The sequence below is a fragment of the Agrobacterium sp. 5Ca39 genome, from assembly GCF_055382365.1.
This window is the reverse complement of record NZ_AP026436.1, coordinates 1,330,102-1,349,203: the sequence shown is the minus strand read 5'-3', so window position 1 is coordinate 1,349,203 and position 19,102 is coordinate 1,330,102. Positions and strand designations below refer to the sequence as shown.

General features: G+C 56.2%; 34 protein-coding genes and 1 tRNA gene. 29 read left to right on the top strand and 6 right to left on the bottom strand.

The window, feature by feature from the left end:
• Positions 1 to 148: 148 nt before the first annotated feature.
• Positions 149 to 460, top strand: coding sequence for a helix-turn-helix domain-containing protein (locus ACZ47E_RS06735; RefSeq protein WP_464016969.1), 312 nt, complete (start codon positions 149 to 151; stop codon positions 458 to 460).
• A 322-nt stretch (positions 461 to 782) separates the two neighbouring features.
• Entirely contained in the window at positions 783 to 1,532 is a 750-nt protein-coding gene (locus ACZ47E_RS06730) for a DUF5131 family protein (RefSeq protein ID WP_464016968.1), read from the top strand.
• Here the strand turns inward: ACZ47E_RS06730 and ACZ47E_RS06725 are convergent.
• Both ACZ47E_RS06725 and ACZ47E_RS06720 read right to left on the bottom strand, forming a co-directional pair.
• Positions 1,529 to 2,356: a three-Cys-motif partner protein TcmP gene (locus tag ACZ47E_RS06725; protein ID WP_464016967.1), complete on the bottom strand. Its 828-nt coding sequence runs from the start codon at positions 2,354 to 2,356 to the stop codon at positions 1,529 to 1,531. The genes ACZ47E_RS06730 and ACZ47E_RS06725 overlap by 4 nt on opposite strands.
• Before the next feature lie 50 nt (positions 2,357 to 2,406).
• Positions 2,407 to 2,601, bottom strand: a complete 195-nt coding sequence (locus tag ACZ47E_RS06720) for a hypothetical protein (protein ID WP_464016966.1) — start codon at positions 2,599 to 2,601, stop codon at positions 2,407 to 2,409.
• Positions 2,602 to 2,699: 98 nt separating this feature from the next.
• Here ACZ47E_RS06720 and ACZ47E_RS06715 point away from each other — a divergent pair, with 98 nt between their 5' ends.
• A complete protein-coding gene (locus ACZ47E_RS06715; protein WP_464016965.1) occupies positions 2,700 to 2,930 on the top strand; it encodes a hypothetical protein in 231 nt (76 codons plus the stop codon).
• Here the strand turns inward: ACZ47E_RS06715 and ACZ47E_RS06710 are convergent.
• Complete coding sequence (locus ACZ47E_RS06710; protein ID WP_464016987.1) at positions 2,884 to 3,234, bottom strand: helix-turn-helix domain-containing protein; 351 nt, start codon at positions 3,232 to 3,234, stop codon at positions 2,884 to 2,886. The genes ACZ47E_RS06715 and ACZ47E_RS06710 overlap by 47 nt on opposite strands.
• Before the next feature lie 125 nt (positions 3,235 to 3,359).
• Between ACZ47E_RS06710 and ACZ47E_RS06705 the strand changes: the two genes are divergently transcribed.
• From ACZ47E_RS06705 to ACZ47E_RS06605, 21 genes are all read left to right on the top strand, one after another.
• Positions 3,360 to 3,566 carry a helix-turn-helix domain-containing protein gene (locus tag ACZ47E_RS06705; RefSeq protein WP_045534125.1) on the top strand — a complete coding sequence of 69 codons (207 nt, stop codon included), beginning with the start codon at positions 3,360 to 3,362 and terminating at the stop codon, positions 3,564 to 3,566.
• Positions 3,563 to 4,030 carry a hypothetical protein gene (locus ACZ47E_RS06700; protein WP_464016964.1) on the top strand — a complete coding sequence of 156 codons (468 nt, stop codon included), beginning with the start codon at positions 3,563 to 3,565 and terminating at the stop codon, positions 4,028 to 4,030. Before ACZ47E_RS06705 ends, ACZ47E_RS06700 begins: the two co-directional genes overlap by 4 nt.
• Positions 4,031 to 4,148: 118 nt before the next feature.
• Complete coding sequence (locus ACZ47E_RS06695; protein WP_464016963.1) at positions 4,149 to 4,436, top strand: hypothetical protein; 288 nt, start codon at positions 4,149 to 4,151, stop codon at positions 4,434 to 4,436.
• Between the two features lie 244 nt (positions 4,437 to 4,680).
• A complete protein-coding gene (locus tag ACZ47E_RS06690; protein WP_162694869.1) occupies positions 4,681 to 4,851 on the top strand; it encodes a hypothetical protein in 171 nt (56 codons plus the stop codon).
• A gap of 117 nt (positions 4,852 to 4,968) precedes the next feature.
• Positions 4,969 to 5,334 carry a helix-turn-helix domain-containing protein gene (locus ACZ47E_RS06685; RefSeq protein ID WP_139786511.1) on the top strand — a complete coding sequence of 122 codons (366 nt, stop codon included), beginning with the start codon at positions 4,969 to 4,971 and terminating at the stop codon, positions 5,332 to 5,334.
• 15 nt (positions 5,335 to 5,349) lie between these two features.
• Entirely contained in the window at positions 5,350 to 5,907 is a 558-nt protein-coding gene (locus ACZ47E_RS06680) for a hypothetical protein (protein ID WP_464016962.1), read from the top strand.
• Between the two features lie 100 nt (positions 5,908 to 6,007).
• Positions 6,008 to 6,334 (top strand): hypothetical protein, encoded by a 327-nt coding sequence (locus ACZ47E_RS06675; protein WP_152596151.1) that lies wholly within the window; start codon positions 6,008 to 6,010, stop codon positions 6,332 to 6,334.
• Positions 6,331 to 6,930 carry a hypothetical protein gene (locus ACZ47E_RS06670; RefSeq protein WP_111791173.1) on the top strand — a complete coding sequence of 200 codons (600 nt, stop codon included), beginning with the start codon at positions 6,331 to 6,333 and terminating at the stop codon, positions 6,928 to 6,930. The genes ACZ47E_RS06675 and ACZ47E_RS06670 overlap by 4 nt, the downstream gene beginning before the upstream one ends.
• Positions 6,927 to 7,595 (top strand): hypothetical protein, encoded by a 669-nt coding sequence (locus ACZ47E_RS06665; RefSeq protein WP_464016961.1) that lies wholly within the window; start codon positions 6,927 to 6,929, stop codon positions 7,593 to 7,595. Before ACZ47E_RS06670 ends, ACZ47E_RS06665 begins: the two co-directional genes overlap by 4 nt.
• Positions 7,592 to 9,049: a DnaB-like helicase C-terminal domain-containing protein gene (locus ACZ47E_RS06660; protein WP_464016960.1), complete on the top strand. Its 1,458-nt coding sequence runs from the start codon at positions 7,592 to 7,594 to the stop codon at positions 9,047 to 9,049. The genes ACZ47E_RS06665 and ACZ47E_RS06660 overlap by 4 nt, the downstream gene beginning before the upstream one ends.
• Positions 9,049 to 9,783, top strand: a complete 735-nt coding sequence (locus ACZ47E_RS06655) for a DNA cytosine methyltransferase (RefSeq protein ID WP_464016959.1) — start codon at positions 9,049 to 9,051, stop codon at positions 9,781 to 9,783. The genes ACZ47E_RS06660 and ACZ47E_RS06655 overlap by 1 nt, the downstream gene beginning before the upstream one ends.
• Complete coding sequence (locus tag ACZ47E_RS06650; protein WP_464016958.1) at positions 9,780 to 10,133, top strand: hypothetical protein; 354 nt, start codon at positions 9,780 to 9,782, stop codon at positions 10,131 to 10,133. The genes ACZ47E_RS06655 and ACZ47E_RS06650 overlap by 4 nt, the downstream gene beginning before the upstream one ends.
• Positions 10,130 to 10,909, top strand: coding sequence for an ATP-grasp domain-containing protein (locus ACZ47E_RS06645; RefSeq protein WP_464016957.1), 780 nt, complete (start codon positions 10,130 to 10,132; stop codon positions 10,907 to 10,909). The genes ACZ47E_RS06650 and ACZ47E_RS06645 overlap by 4 nt, the downstream gene beginning before the upstream one ends.
• Positions 10,906 to 11,238 (top strand): GcrA cell cycle regulator, encoded by a 333-nt coding sequence (locus ACZ47E_RS06640; protein WP_464016956.1) that lies wholly within the window; start codon positions 10,906 to 10,908, stop codon positions 11,236 to 11,238. The genes ACZ47E_RS06645 and ACZ47E_RS06640 overlap by 4 nt, the downstream gene beginning before the upstream one ends.
• Positions 11,235 to 11,747, top strand: a complete 513-nt coding sequence (locus ACZ47E_RS06635) for a hypothetical protein (RefSeq protein WP_464016955.1) — start codon at positions 11,235 to 11,237, stop codon at positions 11,745 to 11,747. Before ACZ47E_RS06640 ends, ACZ47E_RS06635 begins: the two co-directional genes overlap by 4 nt.
• Complete coding sequence (locus tag ACZ47E_RS06630; RefSeq protein ID WP_111814247.1) at positions 11,744 to 12,193, top strand: hypothetical protein; 450 nt, start codon at positions 11,744 to 11,746, stop codon at positions 12,191 to 12,193. Before ACZ47E_RS06635 ends, ACZ47E_RS06630 begins: the two co-directional genes overlap by 4 nt.
• Positions 12,190 to 12,840, top strand: coding sequence for a DUF6362 family protein (locus ACZ47E_RS06625; RefSeq protein WP_464016954.1), 651 nt, complete (start codon positions 12,190 to 12,192; stop codon positions 12,838 to 12,840). The genes ACZ47E_RS06630 and ACZ47E_RS06625 overlap by 4 nt, the downstream gene beginning before the upstream one ends.
• Positions 12,840 to 13,019 carry a DUF1150 family protein gene (locus ACZ47E_RS06620; protein WP_464016953.1) on the top strand — a complete coding sequence of 60 codons (180 nt, stop codon included), beginning with the start codon at positions 12,840 to 12,842 and terminating at the stop codon, positions 13,017 to 13,019. Before ACZ47E_RS06625 ends, ACZ47E_RS06620 begins: the two co-directional genes overlap by 1 nt.
• Positions 13,020 to 13,023: 4 nt before the next feature.
• A tRNA-Met gene (locus ACZ47E_RS06615) sits at positions 13,024 to 13,101 on the top strand.
• Between the two features lie 518 nt (positions 13,102 to 13,619).
• The gene (locus ACZ47E_RS06610) at positions 13,620 to 13,961 is read left to right on the top strand and encodes a hypothetical protein (protein WP_464016952.1); all 342 of its coding nucleotides are present in this window, start codon (positions 13,620 to 13,622) and stop codon (positions 13,959 to 13,961) included.
• Between the two features lie 30 nt (positions 13,962 to 13,991).
• Positions 13,992 to 14,234, top strand: coding sequence for a hypothetical protein (locus ACZ47E_RS06605; RefSeq protein ID WP_464016951.1), 243 nt, complete (start codon positions 13,992 to 13,994; stop codon positions 14,232 to 14,234).
• A gap of 51 nt (positions 14,235 to 14,285) precedes the next feature.
• Here ACZ47E_RS06605 and ACZ47E_RS06600 read toward each other — a convergent pair whose 3' ends face one another.
• Together ACZ47E_RS06600 and ACZ47E_RS06595 are read right to left on the bottom strand one after the other, a co-directional pair.
• Positions 14,286 to 14,804, bottom strand: coding sequence for a YfbU family protein (locus tag ACZ47E_RS06600; protein WP_464016950.1), 519 nt, complete (start codon positions 14,802 to 14,804; stop codon positions 14,286 to 14,288).
• Positions 14,801 to 14,980, bottom strand: coding sequence for a hypothetical protein (locus ACZ47E_RS06595; RefSeq protein WP_111808794.1), 180 nt, complete (start codon positions 14,978 to 14,980; stop codon positions 14,801 to 14,803). The genes ACZ47E_RS06600 and ACZ47E_RS06595 overlap by 4 nt, the downstream gene beginning before the upstream one ends.
• 176 nt (positions 14,981 to 15,156) lie before the next feature.
• Here ACZ47E_RS06595 and ACZ47E_RS06590 point away from each other — a divergent pair, with 176 nt between their 5' ends.
• From ACZ47E_RS06590 to ACZ47E_RS06570, 5 genes are all read left to right on the top strand, one after another.
• A complete protein-coding gene (locus ACZ47E_RS06590; protein ID WP_464016949.1) occupies positions 15,157 to 15,417 on the top strand; it encodes a hypothetical protein in 261 nt (86 codons plus the stop codon).
• Between the two features lie 109 nt (positions 15,418 to 15,526).
• Positions 15,527 to 16,615, top strand: a complete 1,089-nt coding sequence (locus ACZ47E_RS06585) for a PBSX family phage terminase large subunit (RefSeq protein ID WP_464016948.1) — start codon at positions 15,527 to 15,529, stop codon at positions 16,613 to 16,615.
• A 3-nt stretch (positions 16,616 to 16,618) separates the two neighbouring features.
• The gene (locus tag ACZ47E_RS06580) at positions 16,619 to 16,771 is read left to right on the top strand and encodes a hypothetical protein (protein ID WP_279853079.1); all 153 of its coding nucleotides are present in this window, start codon (positions 16,619 to 16,621) and stop codon (positions 16,769 to 16,771) included.
• Entirely contained in the window at positions 16,759 to 18,111 is a 1,353-nt protein-coding gene (locus ACZ47E_RS06575; protein ID WP_464016947.1) for a DUF1073 domain-containing protein, read from the top strand. Before ACZ47E_RS06580 ends, ACZ47E_RS06575 begins: the two co-directional genes overlap by 13 nt.
• A complete protein-coding gene (locus ACZ47E_RS06570; RefSeq protein WP_464016946.1) occupies positions 18,111 to 18,932 on the top strand; it encodes a phage head morphogenesis protein in 822 nt (273 codons plus the stop codon). The genes ACZ47E_RS06575 and ACZ47E_RS06570 overlap by 1 nt, the downstream gene beginning before the upstream one ends.
• Here ACZ47E_RS06570 and ACZ47E_RS06565 read toward each other — a convergent pair.
• A complete protein-coding gene (locus ACZ47E_RS06565) occupies positions 18,929 to 19,051 on the bottom strand; it encodes a hypothetical protein (RefSeq protein ID WP_464016945.1) in 123 nt (40 codons plus the stop codon). The two genes, ACZ47E_RS06570 and ACZ47E_RS06565, sit on opposite strands and share 4 nt — an antisense overlap.
• Between the last annotated feature and the right edge of the window lie 51 nt (positions 19,052 to 19,102).

Here is a 19,102-nt window from a genome sequence, read left to right as displayed (position 1 = left end):
TTCTTGTGATGGCAGCGAGATCGGCGGGTGGTGGTGCTTCTTCGTCGCTGCTGATGGAACCGATATTACCCAAACTGGGTAACATTGCAACCCCAAAATGGGGAATAATTTGTTGACCCCAAAATGGGGCAGGGTTATGAGTATCGGCATGAACCTGAAAAACGACGACGGCCAGTCGGCCGCAGCCTTCTATGACAAGCGGCGAAAGTGGCTCGATTTCATCTGTGAGATGGACGCGCTATCGGATCGCGCCTTCCGCGTCGGCTACTGGCTGGCGAAGCGAATGAACGGCGATGACCAGTCATGCTGGTATGGCATCAAGGAGATAGCCAAACGCCTCCGCATGTCCGAGGACAAGGTTCTGAGGGCTGTTTCCGAGCTCGAAGGTGAGGGGGTTCTGATCGTGGTCAGGGAACACCGGAAATCGAATATCTATTACATCCGACTGCCGTTCGAATAATTCCTTGGGTCGCAAATCTGCGGGTCAATTGGGTCGCAAATCTGCGGGTCCAATCTATAAAGCTGAATTTCTAAAGGGTTATTTGTTTATTTGGTTCTTGCTCTGAGGGTAATTGGTAGAAACGGGAGATAAGGGAAATCTCTTCCTCTTCCAGAGCAAAAAGAAACCTGCCGTAGCGTATCGCGTAGAAACCCCAGAGAAATGCTTAAACCGCATAGCTAAGAGATTGAAATAGAAAAGTATTTCCCTTTTTTCTGTCGATTTTTATCGAAAAATTAACGATCTTTGGTAAAATGGTGACCATCTTCAAGAGGGTTTGCCAATGGCTGAAACTTCAATCGAATGGACTGACGCAACATGGAACCCGGTAGCCGGATGCACCATCATGAGCGCCGGCTGCACGAACTGCTACGCTATGAGAATGGCTGCTCGTCTCGAAGCTATGGGCGTAGAAAAGTACAAAGGCCTCACGCGTAAGAGCGGCGGTCGAGCAAAATGGACCGGTGCAATTTCTCTCGATGAAAAGGCGCTGTCGATACCGGCGACATGGTCGAAACCGCGTAATGTTTTTGTCAACTCGATGTCTGACCTATTCCATCCTGACGTGCCTGTGGATTTCGTTCGCAAAGTTTGGCGAGCGATGAAGGACACACGCCGGCACACGTATCAGATTTTGACAAAACGTCCGGATCGAATGGCTGAAATCCTGAGCGATGGTTTCGACATCCTGCCGAATGTCTGGCTCGGAACCAGTGTCGAAGATGGACGCGTACTTCACCGCCTTGATGATTTGCGCAATGTACCGGCCGCTATTCGCTTCGTTTCCTACGAGCCGCTCATCGGTTCTGTGAAGGGCGGTAAACTCAACGGCATTCATTGGGCTATCGTCGGTGGGGAATCCGGACCTAATGCACGACCAATGGACCCAGCATGGATCGATGAAATATTCGATCAATGCATGGATGATAGCGCGGCGTTCTTCTTCAAACAGTGGGGCGGAAAGAACAAAAAGGCAGCAGGCAGATCTTATCGCGGGAAAACATGGGATGAGATGCCTGCCGCCGCAGCTTAAGAAAAATCAAAGGCGGTCTGCTTATCCGTCTTAGCCGCGACCTTCCAAAATTTGTGGGGAAGGTCGTGGCCAGCCACCAGCAATAACCAATATAGGTGCTGCTCTTGCTCCCCCTTCAAAAGCTTCATTTCTGGAGACGCTTCGAACCCAACACCAGCGATCAAGGACTTCCAGTAATTTATAAGCTCGACGCGAATTCCCTGTTGCCCTTGCGCAGTATCGATGACGGCTTTCCATCCCGGCGCAAAGGCGTCAAAGGCAGAAACGTCAGCCTTCACGTTCCGGCCTAAGTTTCTTTGGAGGTCCATTTTGCTTAGATGGACTAGGATATCCATACGTTTTCGTTTCGCCAGGGTGCTGAATATCGAAAAATCCAACACACCCAGGTTATACGGATCAAGAAAAGTAAAATGTAATCCTCTATGGTCCAATCTATTGAGGATAATTTTCGCTGTATCGATAGCGGCTCCGTGAAAGGAAACGACAGGCGCGCCCGCAGCCTTTAAGCGCACAGTCGCAGCCTCAAGTCTCGCCTCGTCTTTGTCAGCGATAAAGACGGATGTAAATGGGTACCCTCCTTCTACGCTCTTCTTCCAAGCCGCAACGCAACTCCCGTCTATGAATTCACCTTTTCTCACCTGAGCTCTGCCAGGACCGCAGAACAAGTCGATATAGGTGGCTCCGGCCTTTGACGGGCCTATAAACTTTCCGCGCGCTCCACGAGAAATGTCCACATAGCGACAGAGATATTCATGTTTCTCCTTCGCCCAAGGACCAACATCCTCCGCCGGGAGGCCATCGTCACCTTCAACTAATTCGCCCATATGTTTCCCCAATCGCGCGCCGTGCGCGCCCCCTCTTGTTTTGCGCTCCGCTACTGCGTCTTCACTTCGTCCCGCTTTAACCGCTCAAGCTCGACTGCTCCCAGCGCCGCCTCAAGCACTGCATCCACCTCCGGCAAGAAGCTCTCCCACATCGGCTTATGCTCGAAAGGTGTATTCTCTGGCACGTCGCTGAGACGGCACAGGGCGCGGGCAGCTCGTTCGCGGGGAGGCTGGGGTCGTTTCATCACAACCTCTTCATCGCCAAAAGACTCTACTTGCAAATGTTCTCATTTCGTTCACTATTAGAGGATGCTGAAGAAGGCAGTGTTCTGGGAGTATCGGGGTGGCAATCAATCATCAAATACGGGTAATTGATAATTCTCACGAGAGATCTGTTGACGAACTTAAGGATTTCGCCGCCGATGAAACCCTGGAGATCAAGCGTTTGCTTGGCCGCGTGCAGCGGGACGCCGGATCGATCGCAGAGACGATGAAAAAAATCCATGGCGGCGAGTGGACGGTAAGCATCAATCATGAGAACTGCTTTGTGATTGTCGCTCAGGATTTTTCGTAGCCTTCAATCGTTCTTCCACTACAGCTATTATCTGAGCCTGTTGGTTTGCGTTCAAACGCATAACTTTTGCGAACAGGTCAGCGAGTTTCACAGAGAAGTCGGGTCGTGATCGCCCTACCTTCGGACCTTCATCTTGTGATGCAAGTCCATCATCACCGTCCACAATCACGTCAGACGGGCTAACATCGAAAGCTTTTGCCGCTTGATTTATGTACTCAAGCGTTAGTCGGCGCTCCCCGCGCTCGAGCTTGATGTATTGGCCCTTTGAAACACCCATAGCTTCAGCCGCACGGTCATGCGTCATTTTGCAGGCGTTTCTGAGCTTTTTAAGGTTGTTTCCCATATCGGGTAACATCGCAAATTTAAACAATATCTGTCGCGCCCCATTTTGGGGTTGCAAATATTCCCCAATATGGGTAACTTTGCAGCATGAAGCTCACACAGTACCTAACCGACAAGAAGATCAGCCCAGCACAGTTCGGTGAACTGATGGGCAGCGTATCGGAATCCGGCGTCCGTAAGTGGATGTACGGAGAGCGCGTTCCGCGTCCCGACCAGATGAGGAAGATCGCTGATCTCACCGGCGGTCTTGTAGAGCCAAACGATTTTGTTCTCGGCGTGGAGCCAGCAGCATGAGCAACTGGAACCACGATCTCTCCCAGGCACCGCGCGGCAAGATGGTGCCTTACACCCGCAAGGGCAAAGATGGCCCGATAGTCACGGAAAGCTTCCGCAAGGAATACATCCTCGCTGTAGACGAGCACGGAGTTGTCTCGCAGTCCTACTGGATACCGCCGCGTTACACGCAGTCTGGCGGGCTTCTGGAAGGCAACCGATGGTCTGGCTTCAATCCCGGCGTCGATCCGATCGCTTGGGCGCCGTGGCCCGAATACGAATTCGCAGCCGCCACGACGAGCGAAGCTGCGCTGACCAAAGCCCCGACGAACGTAAGTCTCCCGGTTGACGAGAGGAGCGGTGAACGGGCCAACGCAGGAGGCGACGATGTAACCGGCGGCGAGAATGCTCATCAGATATCGGCGGGGGAGCTCGTCAGTAACTCCTCCGCACCAATTCTCGAAGACGTTGGTGGTGGCGCATGACCGCCCCGAAAGCAAAGCTCGCAGAAATCCTATTCGACCTCTCTGTCCAGCATCAGATCGAGGGATACGAGAAATCCGACCCGAAGCGGCCAATCCAAGTTCAGAAGGGGAATTGATCATGAGAATTGCACATTTTGGATATGGTGCCGTTATGGCTGTTGCTGCTGCTATTGGCTTCGGTGGCGCGGCGTCCATTCCGCTCAATCTGGAAAGCCCTCGGCTTGCTGTTCTCCCGAACATGCCAGTGATCTCCAAACCATCGAAGAAGCTGCGCACGTCGACCAAGCACCCGCGCAACGGCAAGCGCGAAGTCGCCCGTCGCCTTCGCCAGATCGCCGCCGGTCAACTGACACGCAGCAACGGTCTGATGACCCGTGACGAACTCTACGGGCGGAGGGCGGCATGATCGCCTCTATGCACCCTGATCAACAGCAACTCCTCATATGGGCATCTGTGGCTTTCTCGGCGTTCATTGCATCGCTCGTTGTGGCGGCCGTTATGGCGCACCTGGCGACGAGGAAGAAGTGATGGCTGCTCTCAAGCAATATCCCCTTCCGGCTTTGGTCACTCATACGACGGACACCCGCGCTGGCTCTGTCTTCAAAGCCTTATGCGCGGTTTATCCGGGTCAAATTTCCGCAGAGCATCTTATGGCAAGAGCGGGTCTGTCTTGGCGGGCCGAACCGATCTGGTCTTTCGTGTCACTCTGCAACGACTTCATCAAAATCAACGAGGCTATCGAACCTTTCGGCTGGCGGGCTGAACGGTCGGGCGGCACGCCTCGCGACAACTACTGGCTTTCGCCTCTGGGCGGCGGCTGAACTCCTTTCGTGTGCGCCTCTCTCGATGGGTTCAACCTATCGAGGACGGCAACCGTGATCAGACAAACTTCGAACCACCACGAGACAATTAGGAAAATCGAAAACAGGGAAATGTCGATGAGTACCCTTGAAATGTTCTCTCCAGATATCGCGCGCGAATACGGGCGCAAGATGCTTGAGATTGAGACCCGCGGTAACGGCGATCAGATGAATGCGCTTGAGCGTGTAGCTCGCGAAGTTGGCATGAAGCCCCGCGCTCTCCGTCGCCTGATCAACGGCGAAACCATGCCGACATTGACGGTCTTCGGGCGCCTTCGGGCTGGCTACCTCAATCTCTGCGAACGACGAATTAAACGCCTTCAGCACGATCTGGAGGTCGAGAAAGGGAGGTTCGGCAGTGATCCTTTTGCGGACATTGATGGAAGAATTTCGGCTCTGGCTGAGGAAGTGCGCAGAGCGAAGGAAGCAACGAAACGAGGATAGGAAAGGGAAGGGCGAATGACAGCAGCGGTCAGGAATACAACTCTCAACGAGGATGAACGAGCGGCGCTCTACGGCTTTCTCTGCCGACAGGAGCGCGACGAACTGGCTGTCATCGCCGGCGCGGAAGCCAAGCGAAAGGAAAACTTCAAGCGGGCCAAGGAATGGGGTTTCGCGAAGGAGGAAATCACCTTCCACGAAAAAGCGCGGAAGGCGGGTGACGGCTCCTCGATCGTGACAAAGCATAGCCTGCACCAGAAAATTCTCGCCAAGCTCGGCCTTATCCCAGACGCCAGCAACGGTGACCTGTTCGCCGACAGAGCCGACCGGCTCCAGATGTATGATGCGAAGGGCGAGGCAGATGGCCTCGTTGGCGAAGGCGGCCCCGGCAGCTCCAAACATCCAGCGAATAGCGATGAAGACGTCGCGTATATGACCGGATGGAAGCGCGGCCAAATGAAATACGCCGACAACTGGAAGGCTGCGATGGAGAAAGCCCAGGCAGCGCGATCCAAGGAGGAACCGGCCGCCGATACGGGCGACGGTGACCCCTTCACCCTCAAGCAAGACGATTGAGTTCCCCCGGCCAGCCGACCTCCCAAGCGCTGGCCCAACTAACCCGGTGCGAGAATGTAAAGCGGACCCCGCACCGGGTTCTTTCTTCCACGAGGTGAACATGATTTTGGTTTCATGCCCCACTTGCGGCAACCACATGGGCGAATTGCCAGAGCCTTCAAAGGTCAAACAGCACCTGTCTCCGCTAGAAGCCAAGGCGTTTGAGACGCTGCTTGCATCCGGCGCCGACGGATTGAACCGGATTGACCTTTCCATAGCCATCCACGGCCAGAAGCAAGGCATAGAAGACAATCGCCTCAAGCAGACCGCAGCTATCATTTCCGACGTCCGCAAGCGCATTGAGCCATACGGATATCACATCCAGCGCTTGCGCACCCATGGCGACAATCAGGCGTATCGGGTTGTTCCGTTGGAGGTGACGCCATGAGAGTTCTCGGTCTCGACGTTTCAAAACACGCTGGCTGGGCTCTCTGGGAAACCAAGAACGCTCTAGCGTCGATCCGCTGCGACGTGATGGAGTTCCCGGCAAAGGCATCCATAGAATACTGCGCCGACCAGATGGGCCTCAAGGTGACGAAGCTCATCAAGGACGAGAAGCCGGATTTTATCGTTCTGGAAACCGCTCTCAAGATGAGCCCAAAAGGTTCGGCCGCAACGGTATCTTCTTGCATGCTGCATGGCGCCGTCTATGCCACGCTCGGCAATTGGGGAAAGCCATGGGGAACCATCAGCGCCGCGACCTGGCGAAAGATGTTCTTCGGCGCTGGATACAAGCCGCCACTCGACAATCACGGCAAGAACGACTGGAAGCGCGCCGCCATTGAGCAGTGCGAGCTTGAAGGGATTATCCTGCCGGCGAAGAAGGCCACCCGAGACAATGCGGCCGAAGCTGCTGCGCTCGCTGTGTGCTGGCGTGGCGTCGAAATCCACGCGGGCCGGTATCGCCCGGCATTCCAAGACTTTCTTCAACAGCGCAACGAGCGCGCGCCGTCTGGCGATCTGTTTGCGGGAGTGGGCGCATGAATGCACCATCCGCACGCGGCTTGTTCCGCGCCACCGGTAAAAAGAGCAAGCCTGTTCCTGTCAAGCTTCTCGACGGCACCTATTCAAAGATCGATGCGCTTGAGCGCGAGGAGAACGAGTTCTACCCGACCCCCATCGAACCCATTCGTGCAGTCATTCACGCCGAGCTGGAGCGCCTGAAGGCCTTTCAGATCATATGGGGACCGGCTTGCGGCACTGGCGTTATCGGAAGCGAACTCCGCGCCCATGGGATCGGCACCTATGACAGCGACCTGATCGACAGAGGGTGCGGTGCCCAGATCAAGGACTTCTACGATTTCAAGGAAGCTCCAGCTCCAGCCATTCTTGAGAACCCGCCATTTGCGGAATGCGGATGGGGCAATGGCAAAGCTCGATGGCTGTATCACGCACTGGAGACACTTGGCGTCGAATACATGGGCCTGCTCATGAATTGGGGCTTCCCGGGAGCCGGAGGCCTTGCGCCTTTCTGGGCGAAATACCCGCCAGCCCGCGTCTACCTCATGCGCTGGAAGATTGATTTCACGGGGCAGGGCGCGCCGCCGATGCTCAATGGCTGGTTCATCTGGGACAAGAAACACGAAGGCGAAACGGTCTTGCGCATGCTCGACCGGAAAGACGCCCGTCAAGGGGAGTTGGAACTATGAACGCCATGAACCAAACGTTCATCCCGGCGAATATCGAGGCTGAGCAAGCACTGCTCGGCGCGTTGCTGATGAACAACGATGCCGTAAGTCGCGTGCCAGTGACATTCGACGTCTCGCACTTCTTCGAGCGCATCCACCGGGACATTTACACGGCTATCCTGAAGCTGCGGGCGATCAACAAGGAAGCGAATGCCGTCACGGTGCGGTCGCACATGTCGCCGGAACTGGTGTCGGTCAAGATCGGTGACATGACAGTGTCGCAGTATGTGGCTCACCTTGCAGCTGAAGCCGTCAACATCGTCAACACGCCCGACTATGCCGATGCTGTGACCGAGTACTATCACCGCCGGGAAGCAATCGCGGTTGGCGACGACGCCAGCACCGCGGCAACCCGGGCAGCTGATGAACTGGAGTTCATCGACCAGATTAAAGACTGCCGTCAGCGACTGTCTGCCATCATCACCGACATAGAGGCCCGTAACGAGCCGCAGGAAAGCTTTCTTGATGCGGTGGACCGAACACTCGGCGTAACGTCTGACGCCATTGCTGGGCGCCGTGTGGCCGGTCTTGACCTCGGCATTCCTGAACTAACCAATCTCATGGGGCCGCTTGGCACCGGTGAACTGCTGGTGATTGGCGGCGACGTGAAGACCGGCAAGTCTGCTGCAGCCTGGCAGTGCTTCTTCAATCTGGCGGAGCGCCACCCGATCGCCGGTCTCAGTGGTGAAATGCCTACCGATCAGATCATTATGCGAGAGAAGGCGAGACGGACCGGGATATCTGCGAAACGCCAGAAGCGTGGCCAAGTCTCACAGGATGAAGTCGACCAGCTGGTAAGGGCAGGGGCCGACATCAAGCGCCTGAAGTTCATCGACATCATTTCCAAGCAGATCACGCTGGAAGAGGTGGACGAGCGCATCAACCGGCTGCAGGGCGAACACGGCATCGAGTGCTTCGTTCTCGACCACATCCTCAAGCTGGCATGGACCGGCAAGATGGAAGACGCCGACGACTTCAAGAAGGCGAACCGGGCGACATCGACGCTCAAGAACATCGCCATGAAGCGGAAGATTCCGATCATCGCGCTCACCCACATCAACAAGAACAGCAATGATGGCACATGGGGCAAGACCTACCGTGACCGCCTCATGGCCGCCAAGCGCCGCCGGCCGACCTACAAGAGCATGCTCGGCAACATCGACAAGGACGTCGACAACATGATCATCGTCCATCAGGCCTACCCGGCAGTCGCCGGCATGGAGCCGGAGGAAGGAACCGACGACTACCGCCTGTGGGAAGACACCTTGGCCGAAGTCAAGGGCAAGGCCGAGTTCATTCTGGCTCTGTCCCGCGAGAACGAGTTCCCCCGGCGACAGGAAATCCAATGGAACGGCTCAAGCACCAGCTTTGGACCGGCATTCGAAGACAGCCGCATGTCGAGGAGGTTGGTGTGATGGCCGCCTATTACAACGAATTCGATCCCTACGCCGCTCAGTGGCTTCGCAATCTCATAGCAAAGAACCTCATCGCGCCTGGCGATGTTGACGAAAGGAGCATCGTTGATGTCCAGCCGGATGACCTCAAGGGCTATACGCAGTGCCACTTCTTCGCAGGCATTGGCGGATGGTCATATGCTCTCCGCCTCGCTGGATGGGAAGACAGGCGGCCAGTGTGGACAGGATCATGCCCCTGTCAGTCGCTTTCGGTCGCGGGGAAGCAGAGAGGCCATGCCGACGAACGACACCTCTGGCCCGCTTTTCACCGCCTTATCTCCGAGTGCAGACCTCCAGTGGTCTTTGGAGAGCAGGTTGCGAGCAAGATTGGCCAAGAATGGTTCGCCGCCGTACGCGCAGACTTGGAAGACGATCGATATGCCTGCGGGGCCGTCATTGTCCCGGCTTTCGGTGTCCGCGCCCCCCATAGACGTGATCGCCACTGGTGGATCGCTGCCAACACCGAGCGGGACGAGCAATCATGGCAAGAACCACGTGTCAGGACGGTTGGACGAGTGGGGAGGGTCATCGAATCCTTTCCGTGGAACGAGCCTTGGCAAAGTGCACTCGCCCGCTTTCGAATTGTGGGTGATGGGCTTCCCAGAAGCGTGGGGGCAACTGATGCCGCTAGAAACGCCATCGTCCCGCAAGTCGCGGCAGAAGTGATCGGCGCCTACATGGAGATCGCAGCATGACGAACCAATACGCGGCATACGTCCAAGAAGTGCCAGGCGGTTACAGAGCCATGATCCGGGTATGCCGGGAAGCCAAACCGAATCCCGTCATGGACAAGGGCGACAAGCCGAAGATCTATCCAACGAGGGCCGCTGCGCTAACAGAACTGCTGGCTCACGTCGTTGGCTTCATGAACGGCCGACCGATCCGCGGTGAGCATTTCAACGATGAGCCTGCCATCAGCGATGCCGACGCCCATTTCAACCTCAAGCCATTCGTCAAAGCCAAAGGCAGCAATAAGCGAACCATTGTCGAGAAGGCACGACGCAAGGGCAAAGAGATCAGCGTGGAAAGGCGGGAAACGGCATGAAGTTCGAAATTCCGGAACCCAAAATGCCAACGCCCGAAGAGCATCGCAAGGTATCTCTTCAGTGGCTTTCTCGTGTCAAGCCGACGCTCATGGACCAGTGGCCAAAGGACGTGATGGCGCTCTCAGTGCCGACAAGACTCATCGACATTGATGTACCGCGCGTCTGGGAATGCCTGTGTGAGCTTTACGACGGCAAAGGGGTGAATACGTTCCTGAAAGGAATGGCGCTTGGACTTGATCATTTTATCGGATGGGATCGCAAGTTCGTGAGACTGAGCAGCCGTTCGCCAAAGGACAACATCTGGCCATTCGCAGTTCCGGCAGTGATCTCGGGCAAGGAAGCGATGATGATGCTGATGGGCTCTATGAGGGTCATGGACGACCTGATGGAGTTCCGGTGGTTGCCAGAGCAGGCGGCCTACATTGCAGTGCGGGACTTCGATCCGCGCATCACCCCCAGCTACGAGTTTCGATGCTTCGTGAAGGAAGGAAAGCTTATCGCGGTTAGTCACTATGACTACATGGCGCCAACACCGGTTCGCATCGTCAAGGCGGCCCGCGATATCCGCAAAAGCATCGACGCGTTCTTTGAAAAGAGGCTGAAGCCAGCGCTCCACATTGAAACGGTCGTGTTTGATCTGGCGATGCTGTCAGACGGCAGTTTCATCCTTATCGAGATTAACCCATACGGCCTTAGCGATCCTTGTCATTTCGGTTCCTATGAGAACGTCGAAAAGGCTTCATCGTCCATTGAAATGAATGAGGCGACAGCATGACCCACCACCGCTCCCTTTACACCAAGGAACAGATAGCCGCTGCTGCTGCCCTCTGGCTTGACGGCTACACGCTGCACGAGATGGCGGAAAAGCTCGGCATAACCTGCAGCGCGGTCAAGAACATGACCAGTACCCGCCGCGGAATATTCCCGTATCGCAAAAGAAACGTTCGACGCTCGGACCCGATCGTCAAGCAGGTGGAAGAAGCACCGGTGCCCGCGCCTCTCAAGGCTGGCTGTGTGGTCAGAACCACATTCACCGGTGCCAAGGTCACTCTGCCGCGTGTCGCATTCATCGACGGCCCAGATCCTGAAAGCGAGGCAGCATGAACCAGATGGTGACAATCTCCTATGAGGAGCAATTGAAAGCTAAGGCCAAGGCTGTCCGCCAGCGATTGATGGGCAAGGGCAAGGTCGTCAACATCGCTGTGCAAGCTAAGGCCACTAGGACAGATGTCGGTGTGGTCCGTTATCTAGCGCCGACCAGGCAGATGAAGAAGCTGGAGCCCAGAGAGCACGTCAATACCTGGAATCGTCACCAGCGAGCGATCAGAGACGCAGAGCGCGACCCGAATAAGGTTCGGAAGTTCATCAAACTCCGCTGTATCGCCCATGGGATTACCTACGAACATTTCCAATCGGAAAAGCGTGATCAGGAAACATCAATGACGCGTCGTCTGATCATTCTGGAGACAGACGCGCAATTCCCCGGTTTGAAGGCAACCTATCTCGGCCAGTTGGCGCACAAGAACCACACCACGATTCTTTACATGCGCGGGACAGTCAAAAAGGGCTTTGTCTCCAAGTGGAGGAAGAAGATGGAGGCGAGGGCAGAATGAAGCACCACGCCCACAGATGCGACATCTACAAGATTGCCCGTCAGTGCGGCGTGAAGCTCTTTGACGGGCATCTGCATAGCCCAACCAGCCGGAAGCCTTTCGAGTGCTACTGCAAGCCCACCGTGAGGGAAATAGGCACGGTCCACGGAGAGGAACACCTGAAGCTCGTCTTCATGCTGATGACAGGGACCAGAAACAATGCGGCCGAACTGTATTCCGACATGATCAAGGCGGTGTCATCGGTCATAATTCGGAACCCTGAACTGCAAAAGCGTTCAACATTGGTGAACGACTTCGATAGAATAGACCTCGGCAGCCTGCGCCGGAAGGCAAGGGCAATGAACTGCGGAATACCGACCACGCATGTGTTGCGCGTCCTGATCGGGATCAAGTTTTTTCAGCCCGTTCAGGGCGACCTTCTGGATATGATTGGAGAGGCGGCATGAAATATCAGGCATGGACATGGAAAGCAGTTGAGGGTCGCGTTCTGGAGATGGCTGACACGCTCCGACTGATGCCAAAGCACAAGGGCCCGAAGGAATACGGCAGCGCCATGCCTGAGGCCGTCAGGAGGCACGAAGAGGCGTATGGGTCCGATACAGCGCACAGCAAGGAAACCGCATCAGCGGCCAGTCTGGCGCGAATGGAGCAGGTATGGACATGGGTGAACAGCTACCTGTCCGAGCCAGAAAGGAAGTTGATTTATGCCTGGTCGTGGGTGAAAGTCAGAAAAGGCATGAAAATCGCGGCCTTCGCGGCAGAAAATGACATGTCAGACCGAATGTTGAGACGCGAGATTGTCAAGCTTTGTTCGATAATTGCGAACAATCTCAACCAGATTGCCCTCGTTCGGTTGAACAGTGAAGATTGCTCATTGTCCGAAAATGAGGGAGAAAGCGATCAATCCGATGTAACGTCGAACAACTGCGGCACGATCAGGCAGAACGGTATCGCATTTGGAATGACCGCGGATGCAAGGCCGATACTGGACTTGAGCAGTCCGGAGTTGGCCGCTCTCAATCAAAGGCTGATGGAGGGCAACCAACGGCGCGAGCGGGAAGCCCGGAGACGCGCCAAGCTGGAGGCGGCATAATGCAGCAGCCCCAAACGAAACGAACCGGCGAAGGCTACATCAAGAAGATTGTGCATGAAGGCATAGACTGCTTCGCACTCTTTGATGAAGACGGAAACGCCATTGTCATCACTGACAACCGGTCGGTGACATTCTTTACAGCAGCGGATCGGGATATCACCGTCCGCATGCTGAACTGACATATGTCGGTGTGGAGCAGCCCGGTAGCTCGTCAGGCTCATAACCTGAAGGCCGCAGGTTCAAATCCTGCCACCGCAACCAGACACCTCATGCATCCCGAACCTCTGGGTTCTACCAGTAGCCGGGCCACGGTTCGGCTAAGGAGCATGAGGGACCAATTCGCCCAACAGGGCAACGGAATGCGAGGCGGCGCTGAAACGCAGAAGCGCAGTGGTCTGGCCAGCCACTTAAAACCGATGACGGCCGGTAGGCATATCTGCCCTAGTGGTAGCCTTGTCCCGTCAGCCACGGTAGCGTGTGGCCCTCGCAGCAAATCAGGAAGGCGGGCATAGCTCGTGAAGGTTGGGATGCCTGGCCGTTCCTTCCTGACCAATTCAGATCGTCAGTGATAGCCGAGAAGGCGAAGCGACGAGATCGGGCGGCGGTCCTCATCCGAGCGGGATGTAATCTTGAGGTAAGTGCAGTCCCGCTAGTCGGTTAAACGGCAGACGAAAGCCCAGGTAGGCTGCCACCCTTCGGGGCCGATTATGGTGCGCCCGTATTTTTCACCAGCCCCGCCCGTAACAAGGTGGGGCTGAATTCGTTTCAGGAGATGAGAGATGCTCAACTGGCAGACCATGGACAAAGCGCCCAAGGATGGCCGGTGGGTTCTCGTACTCACTGCTGACTTCGGTATTGTCCAGGCCAGATGGGATGCGTCAGCCGTCAACTTCTACAAGTCCCAAGAGGGCTGGGCGTCTTACGATCCCGACAACGCTAAGGGCGAATGGATCAGCGATTGGCAGATATCCGGCGATGGTGACAAGCGGCTCTATTGCGGCGCCACCCCTGAGTATTGGGCCGAGATCGGTGAATTGCCCAAGGCTGAACAATTCGGGCCGGAGACGGCAGACTATAACGGCTGGTTCTTCGACTACAGTTCGCCGGCCGTCGCCGCCTAACCCCCTTCACCCGCCCACATGGAGGGAGCGATGACAGAGCTTGCCAACGGCATGGGGTTCAGCATGCCCGATCTCCCCAAACTCTGTGAAGAGGCGGAAGGAAAGGATAAGGCGGTTATTACCGACCCCGGCAAGATCCTTGAGATGATCGATAAAATTGAGGGGCTGGAGCATGAGCTTGAGAGCGCCGTCAAGGTGGCTTTCGCAAGGGGAGCAACCGATTGGGTTCGGCTTAACTACCCCGACATCCACAAGCGGCTCTCCACCCCATGACCACCACCGAGCAAGAGCGGGAGAGGGCGCTTAATTTGCGCCCTCATCCTTTCATCCTTTGATTATCTTCTCGATACTGTCGGCTGGGAGCCCTCGACCACCAAAGCCGAGGTTGCGCATCTCTGCGTCATAGGCTGGGAGCATCTTCCGGTATGAGGGAAGACTTGATTGGGAGTGAGAGTTCAAAGACCGGCCCTTGAATTCGGAAAAGCGGTCCATGTTGTTGATCAGGAATGACGCAACGCTGTGGTGTTTATCGTGGTTGCCATCGAAACCTGAGAACGTCAGATCATATGGATAGACATTAGCTGCGAGCGTGGTTTGCTCGTCTGCCGTGAGCTTTTTCACGCTGCTCTCGATGTAAGACCACATTGAAAGGATGTCGACTGTTTCCTTTGCAATAGCCTCCTCAGTATCTTCGGTCGCTATGCCAGGGTATTCCCACGAAATAGCCCACGACTGACCGTTGAAAATTGCGGAGCGGATAAAGTCGAGGTCAATTTCCTCCTTGCCGTCCTTTTGATCCGCCAGTGCCAGTAGAATTAGTTTCTCGCCGTCTGAAAGTTTCATCGCTTTGCTTTCTCATTGGTGACATCGAATTTGTAGCGAGACAGGGAGATGATCCTGTCGAGCGCGCTATCTACCTTAGGTGGGATACCGTCTTCACCCGCGGCCTCGGCGGCAATGTCGTGGATGAGGTCTAGCACACTGTCTAATTGCTCTGCGGTGGGGCGCTCAATGCCCATGGCTCTCTCCTAGAGTTGTAGAGGAAGCCCGATAAAACCACAGCGGCATAGATTCGCAAATGGTGCGATAGGCAATTCACAAGGCCGGCCGCAACTTTGAATATTAATCAAACCGGAAATCAAACATGCGCGGTGGCAAACGAGAAGGCTCTGGCAGGCCCAAGGGAGCCCGTACAGTGCGATCCACAAAGGCGGCGCAGGAAGCTATAGCCTCGGGCAGAATGACGCCCCTTGAGGTCATGCTGCGGGCTATGGATGAGCACTTCCAGAAACAGGAATGGGACGCGGCTGCGGCGATAGCCAAGGATGCTGCACCCTACATGCATCCGAAACTTCAATCCGTCATGCACACTGGTGACGCCGACAAGCCCGTGGTGACTGAGAACCACTTCGTTGTCGAGTTCGTAGGGGATGATGGCGAAAGTTCAGATACCTAAGGCATTCCGGTTTCTGTTCGATGAGCAGATGCCGGATGGCTCTCCGATACGATATCGCGCTGCCTATGGTGGGCGAGGTTCTGGGAAGTCTCACGCGTTTGCCGCTGCATTGGTCATCAAAGCTCGGCAGAGGCCTATCCGGGTTCTTTGCGCTCGTGAAATCCAGAAGTCCATCAAGGACTCGGTCAAGCGGCTTCTGGATGACAAGATCAGGGAGATGGGCTTCGGCGCATACTTCCGGTCTACCGACACCGAGATAAAGGGAACGAATGGTTCGCATTTCGTGTTCGCTGGTTTGCGTTCGAACGTGGAAAGCATCAAGTCCCTGGAAGGCATCGACATCGCTTGGGTGGAAGAAGCCACGACGGTTTCGCAATCGAGCCTGACGAACCTAGGCCCGACTATTCGTAAGGACGGCTCGGAGATCTGGTTCACCTGGAACCCTCGTCATGAGAGCGATCCGGTGGATTCGATGTTCAGGCTGCCATCAGGGGCGCCGCCGCGGTCTATCGTCCGTAGGGTGAACTGGGACCTCAACCCGTTCTTCCCGGATGTGCTTCGCGAGGACATGGAATGGGACGCCAGCAGAGACCCGGACAAGTACCGGCATATCTGGCTTGGCGAGTATCTGCGGAACAGCGAAGCGAGGGTCTTCCATAACTGGAAGGTCGAGCAGTTCGAAACGCCGGCCGACGCCAGGTTCTACCTTGGCGCTGACTGGGGCTTCTCGATCGACCCGACCGTGCTTATCAGATGTTTCATTATCGGTCGCACGCTCTATGTGGACCGCGAGGTATACAAGGTCGGGTGCGAGATCGACAGGACGCCTGATCTCTTCGACAGGCTGGACCAAGACAACCTCAAGATGGCGCGCAACTGGCCTATCACGGCTGACAGCGCCCGCCCTGAGACGATCGATTACATGAAGCGCCATGGATACACCCGGATCAAGCCAGCCAAAAAAGGCGCGGGCTCGGTCGAGGATGGCATCGAGTTCCTCAAGAGCTATGACATCGTGGTACATCCACGTTGCAAGCACATGATTGATGAACTGACGCTTTACTCGTGGAAAACGGACCCTGTCACCGATGAGGTACTGCCGGTTCTGAACGACAAGAACAACCATGTGATTGACGCCCTGCGATATGCCGTCGAAGGCCTGCGCGGGTCGAATTACACGCTTTCGAACGTCGGATAGCCCATGCCCTGCAGTTCATGTGAAAAGCGCCGGCAGATGCTTGCCGAGGCAAAGAAGCGTGACGGGATTAAGGGCGTGATCAAGGAACTGCCGGCCATCGTTCGGGACACCGTGAAGAACCCGCCAAACATCAGGAAGCGCAAATGGGTGAAGTGATCAAGATGAGGACGAATGACAGCCTCCGGTCTGTCGTCTCCGGCCTTGGCGACCCGATGCGCGACAAGATGGCGCTGACGACCTACGGCTTCCAGATGCTGGATGAAGTCCAGATCGCCAATATCTACCGGTCCAACTGGATGGGGCGTAAGGCAGTCGATATCCCGGCGCTGGACGCTGTTCGCAAGGGCAGGGACTGGCAGGCCGAGCAAAAGCAGATCGAGCTTATCGAGGCAGAGCAGAACCGCCTCGGCTTCTGGAAGAAGCTGCTCGATGTGCTGATCAAGGCACGGCTCTGGGGTGGCGCTGCTCTCTACATCGGGACCGGTGACAATGATCTGGCATCGCCTTTGGCGCCTGAGCGGATCAAGAAGGGTGGCGTTCGGTATCTGACGGTTCTCGGCCGCCGCGATCTGGCCGCCGGTGAGATCGATCAGGACGTCATGTCCGAGTTCTATGGTAAGCCTGCTTATTACGAGGTGACCGGCGCCAACTCTCTGGTCCGCATCCATCCATCGCGCTTTTCCCTCTTCGTGGGCGCCGCACAGGCGGATGCATTCCTGAACGGTGGGATCAATCAGGGGTGGGGCGATAGCGTTCTGGAGGCCATGTATGCGGCTATGAAGAACGCCGATGCCACGGCTGCAAATATCGCGTCTCTGGTCTTTGAGGCCAACGTTGACGTGTTCCGCATTCCCGACTTCATGGCCAGTCTCGCTGACCCGACATATTCGCAGCGCTTGCTTGATCGGTTCATGCTGGCAGCCACGGCAAAGGGTATCAACCGCGCGCTGATCCTCGACAAAGACGAGGAATACGACAGGAAGACGATATCCTTCGCCACGCTGCCAGACGTCATGCAGCAGTTCATCCAGCAGTTCTGCGGGGCTGCCGATATCCCAATGACGCGGTTCCTCGGCACGGCACCCTCTGGCCTCGGATCAAACGGCGATCACAGCATGGCTAACTACCATGACCGGATTGCCTCGACGCAATCTCTGGAGATCACGCCAGCGCTCTATCGGCTGGATGAATGCCTGATCCGCTCTGCTCTGGGCTCTCGCCCGCCGGAAATCTTCTATACCTGGGCTCCGCTTGAGCAGATGAGCGAGAAGGAACAGGCGGAGATCGGCAAGATGAACGCCGAGACGGCCGAAATCCTTGGCCGCACAGGCGTACTAACGCGTGGAGAGCTTCGCACTGTCGTCGGCAACCAGTTGGTGGAGAGCGGCTTCTATCCCGGCCTCGATCAGGCGATGGCTGAAACCGGTACAAACTTCGACCTTGGCGAAGACGACGACAACGAAGACGGCACGCAGCCACCCGCTGAGGAGGAATGATGCTCCGCTATTCCATGTCGAAGCTCGGCAGGCGGGCGGGGCGTCAGGCCGGAACATCAGCAGCGCTGCCAACGATTGAACCGAGACTGTCGACCGAGAAGGAATACTACTCGGCGCTTCGGTCCATGTTGACCCAGATAGCCACAGAGACGCGCGAAAGCATCATCCAGCTGTATCAGGCAGAGCGAGAGCAGAAACGCGCACAGGGAGCCTTGCTTGCCGATGCTGACCAGTCTTGGTTCAGCCGTGTGCAGATGCTTGCTGTGGCGCTGGCCCGCAACGCTTCGAATACCGTGAAGCGCATCCTCGATCTTGAGGCGCAGCGGCACACATCGACCTTTATCGAAACAGCCCGCCGCGCTCTGGGTGTGAACTTGGCTGCGGTGGTGCAGCAGGAAGCCCTGGCCGACTATCTGACCACGGCTGTCGCCCGCAACGTCTCGCTTATCTCTGGGTTGGCAGACGACACGATCAAGCGCATCCAGCAGACGGTCTACCAGAACAGCATCGCAGGCAACTCGGTAACGACGCTGCGCAAGGCGCTGCAGAACGACTTTGGAATTGCGGATCGGCGGGCAAAGAACATTGCCAAAGATCAGACAGCCAAGTTGAACAGCGACCTCAACCGCATCCGGCAGGAGCAGGCAGGGGTAACGGCCTATACGTGGACCACCGCTCACGATGAGCGCGTGAGAGAGCGGCACAGGCAGCTTGACGGCAAAGTCTACAAGTGGGGACAGGCGACGGGTGCGGAGGGTGGATTGCCACCGGGGCAGCCGATCAACTGCCGCTGCATCGCTCGCGGTGTGGTCGAGTTTTAGTCCGGCAGGAACTGCTTGACGTCCTCGGGAACCTCGATGGGCATGGCGTTCATGTCCTCAGGGCTGAGATAGACGACCTCAGTTGTTTCGACAGCAGCACGCAGCGCTCTGACCTCCATGGTCAGCGCTTCAATCTTGACGTTCTGGTCAAGGATCAGCGTTCGCAGTGC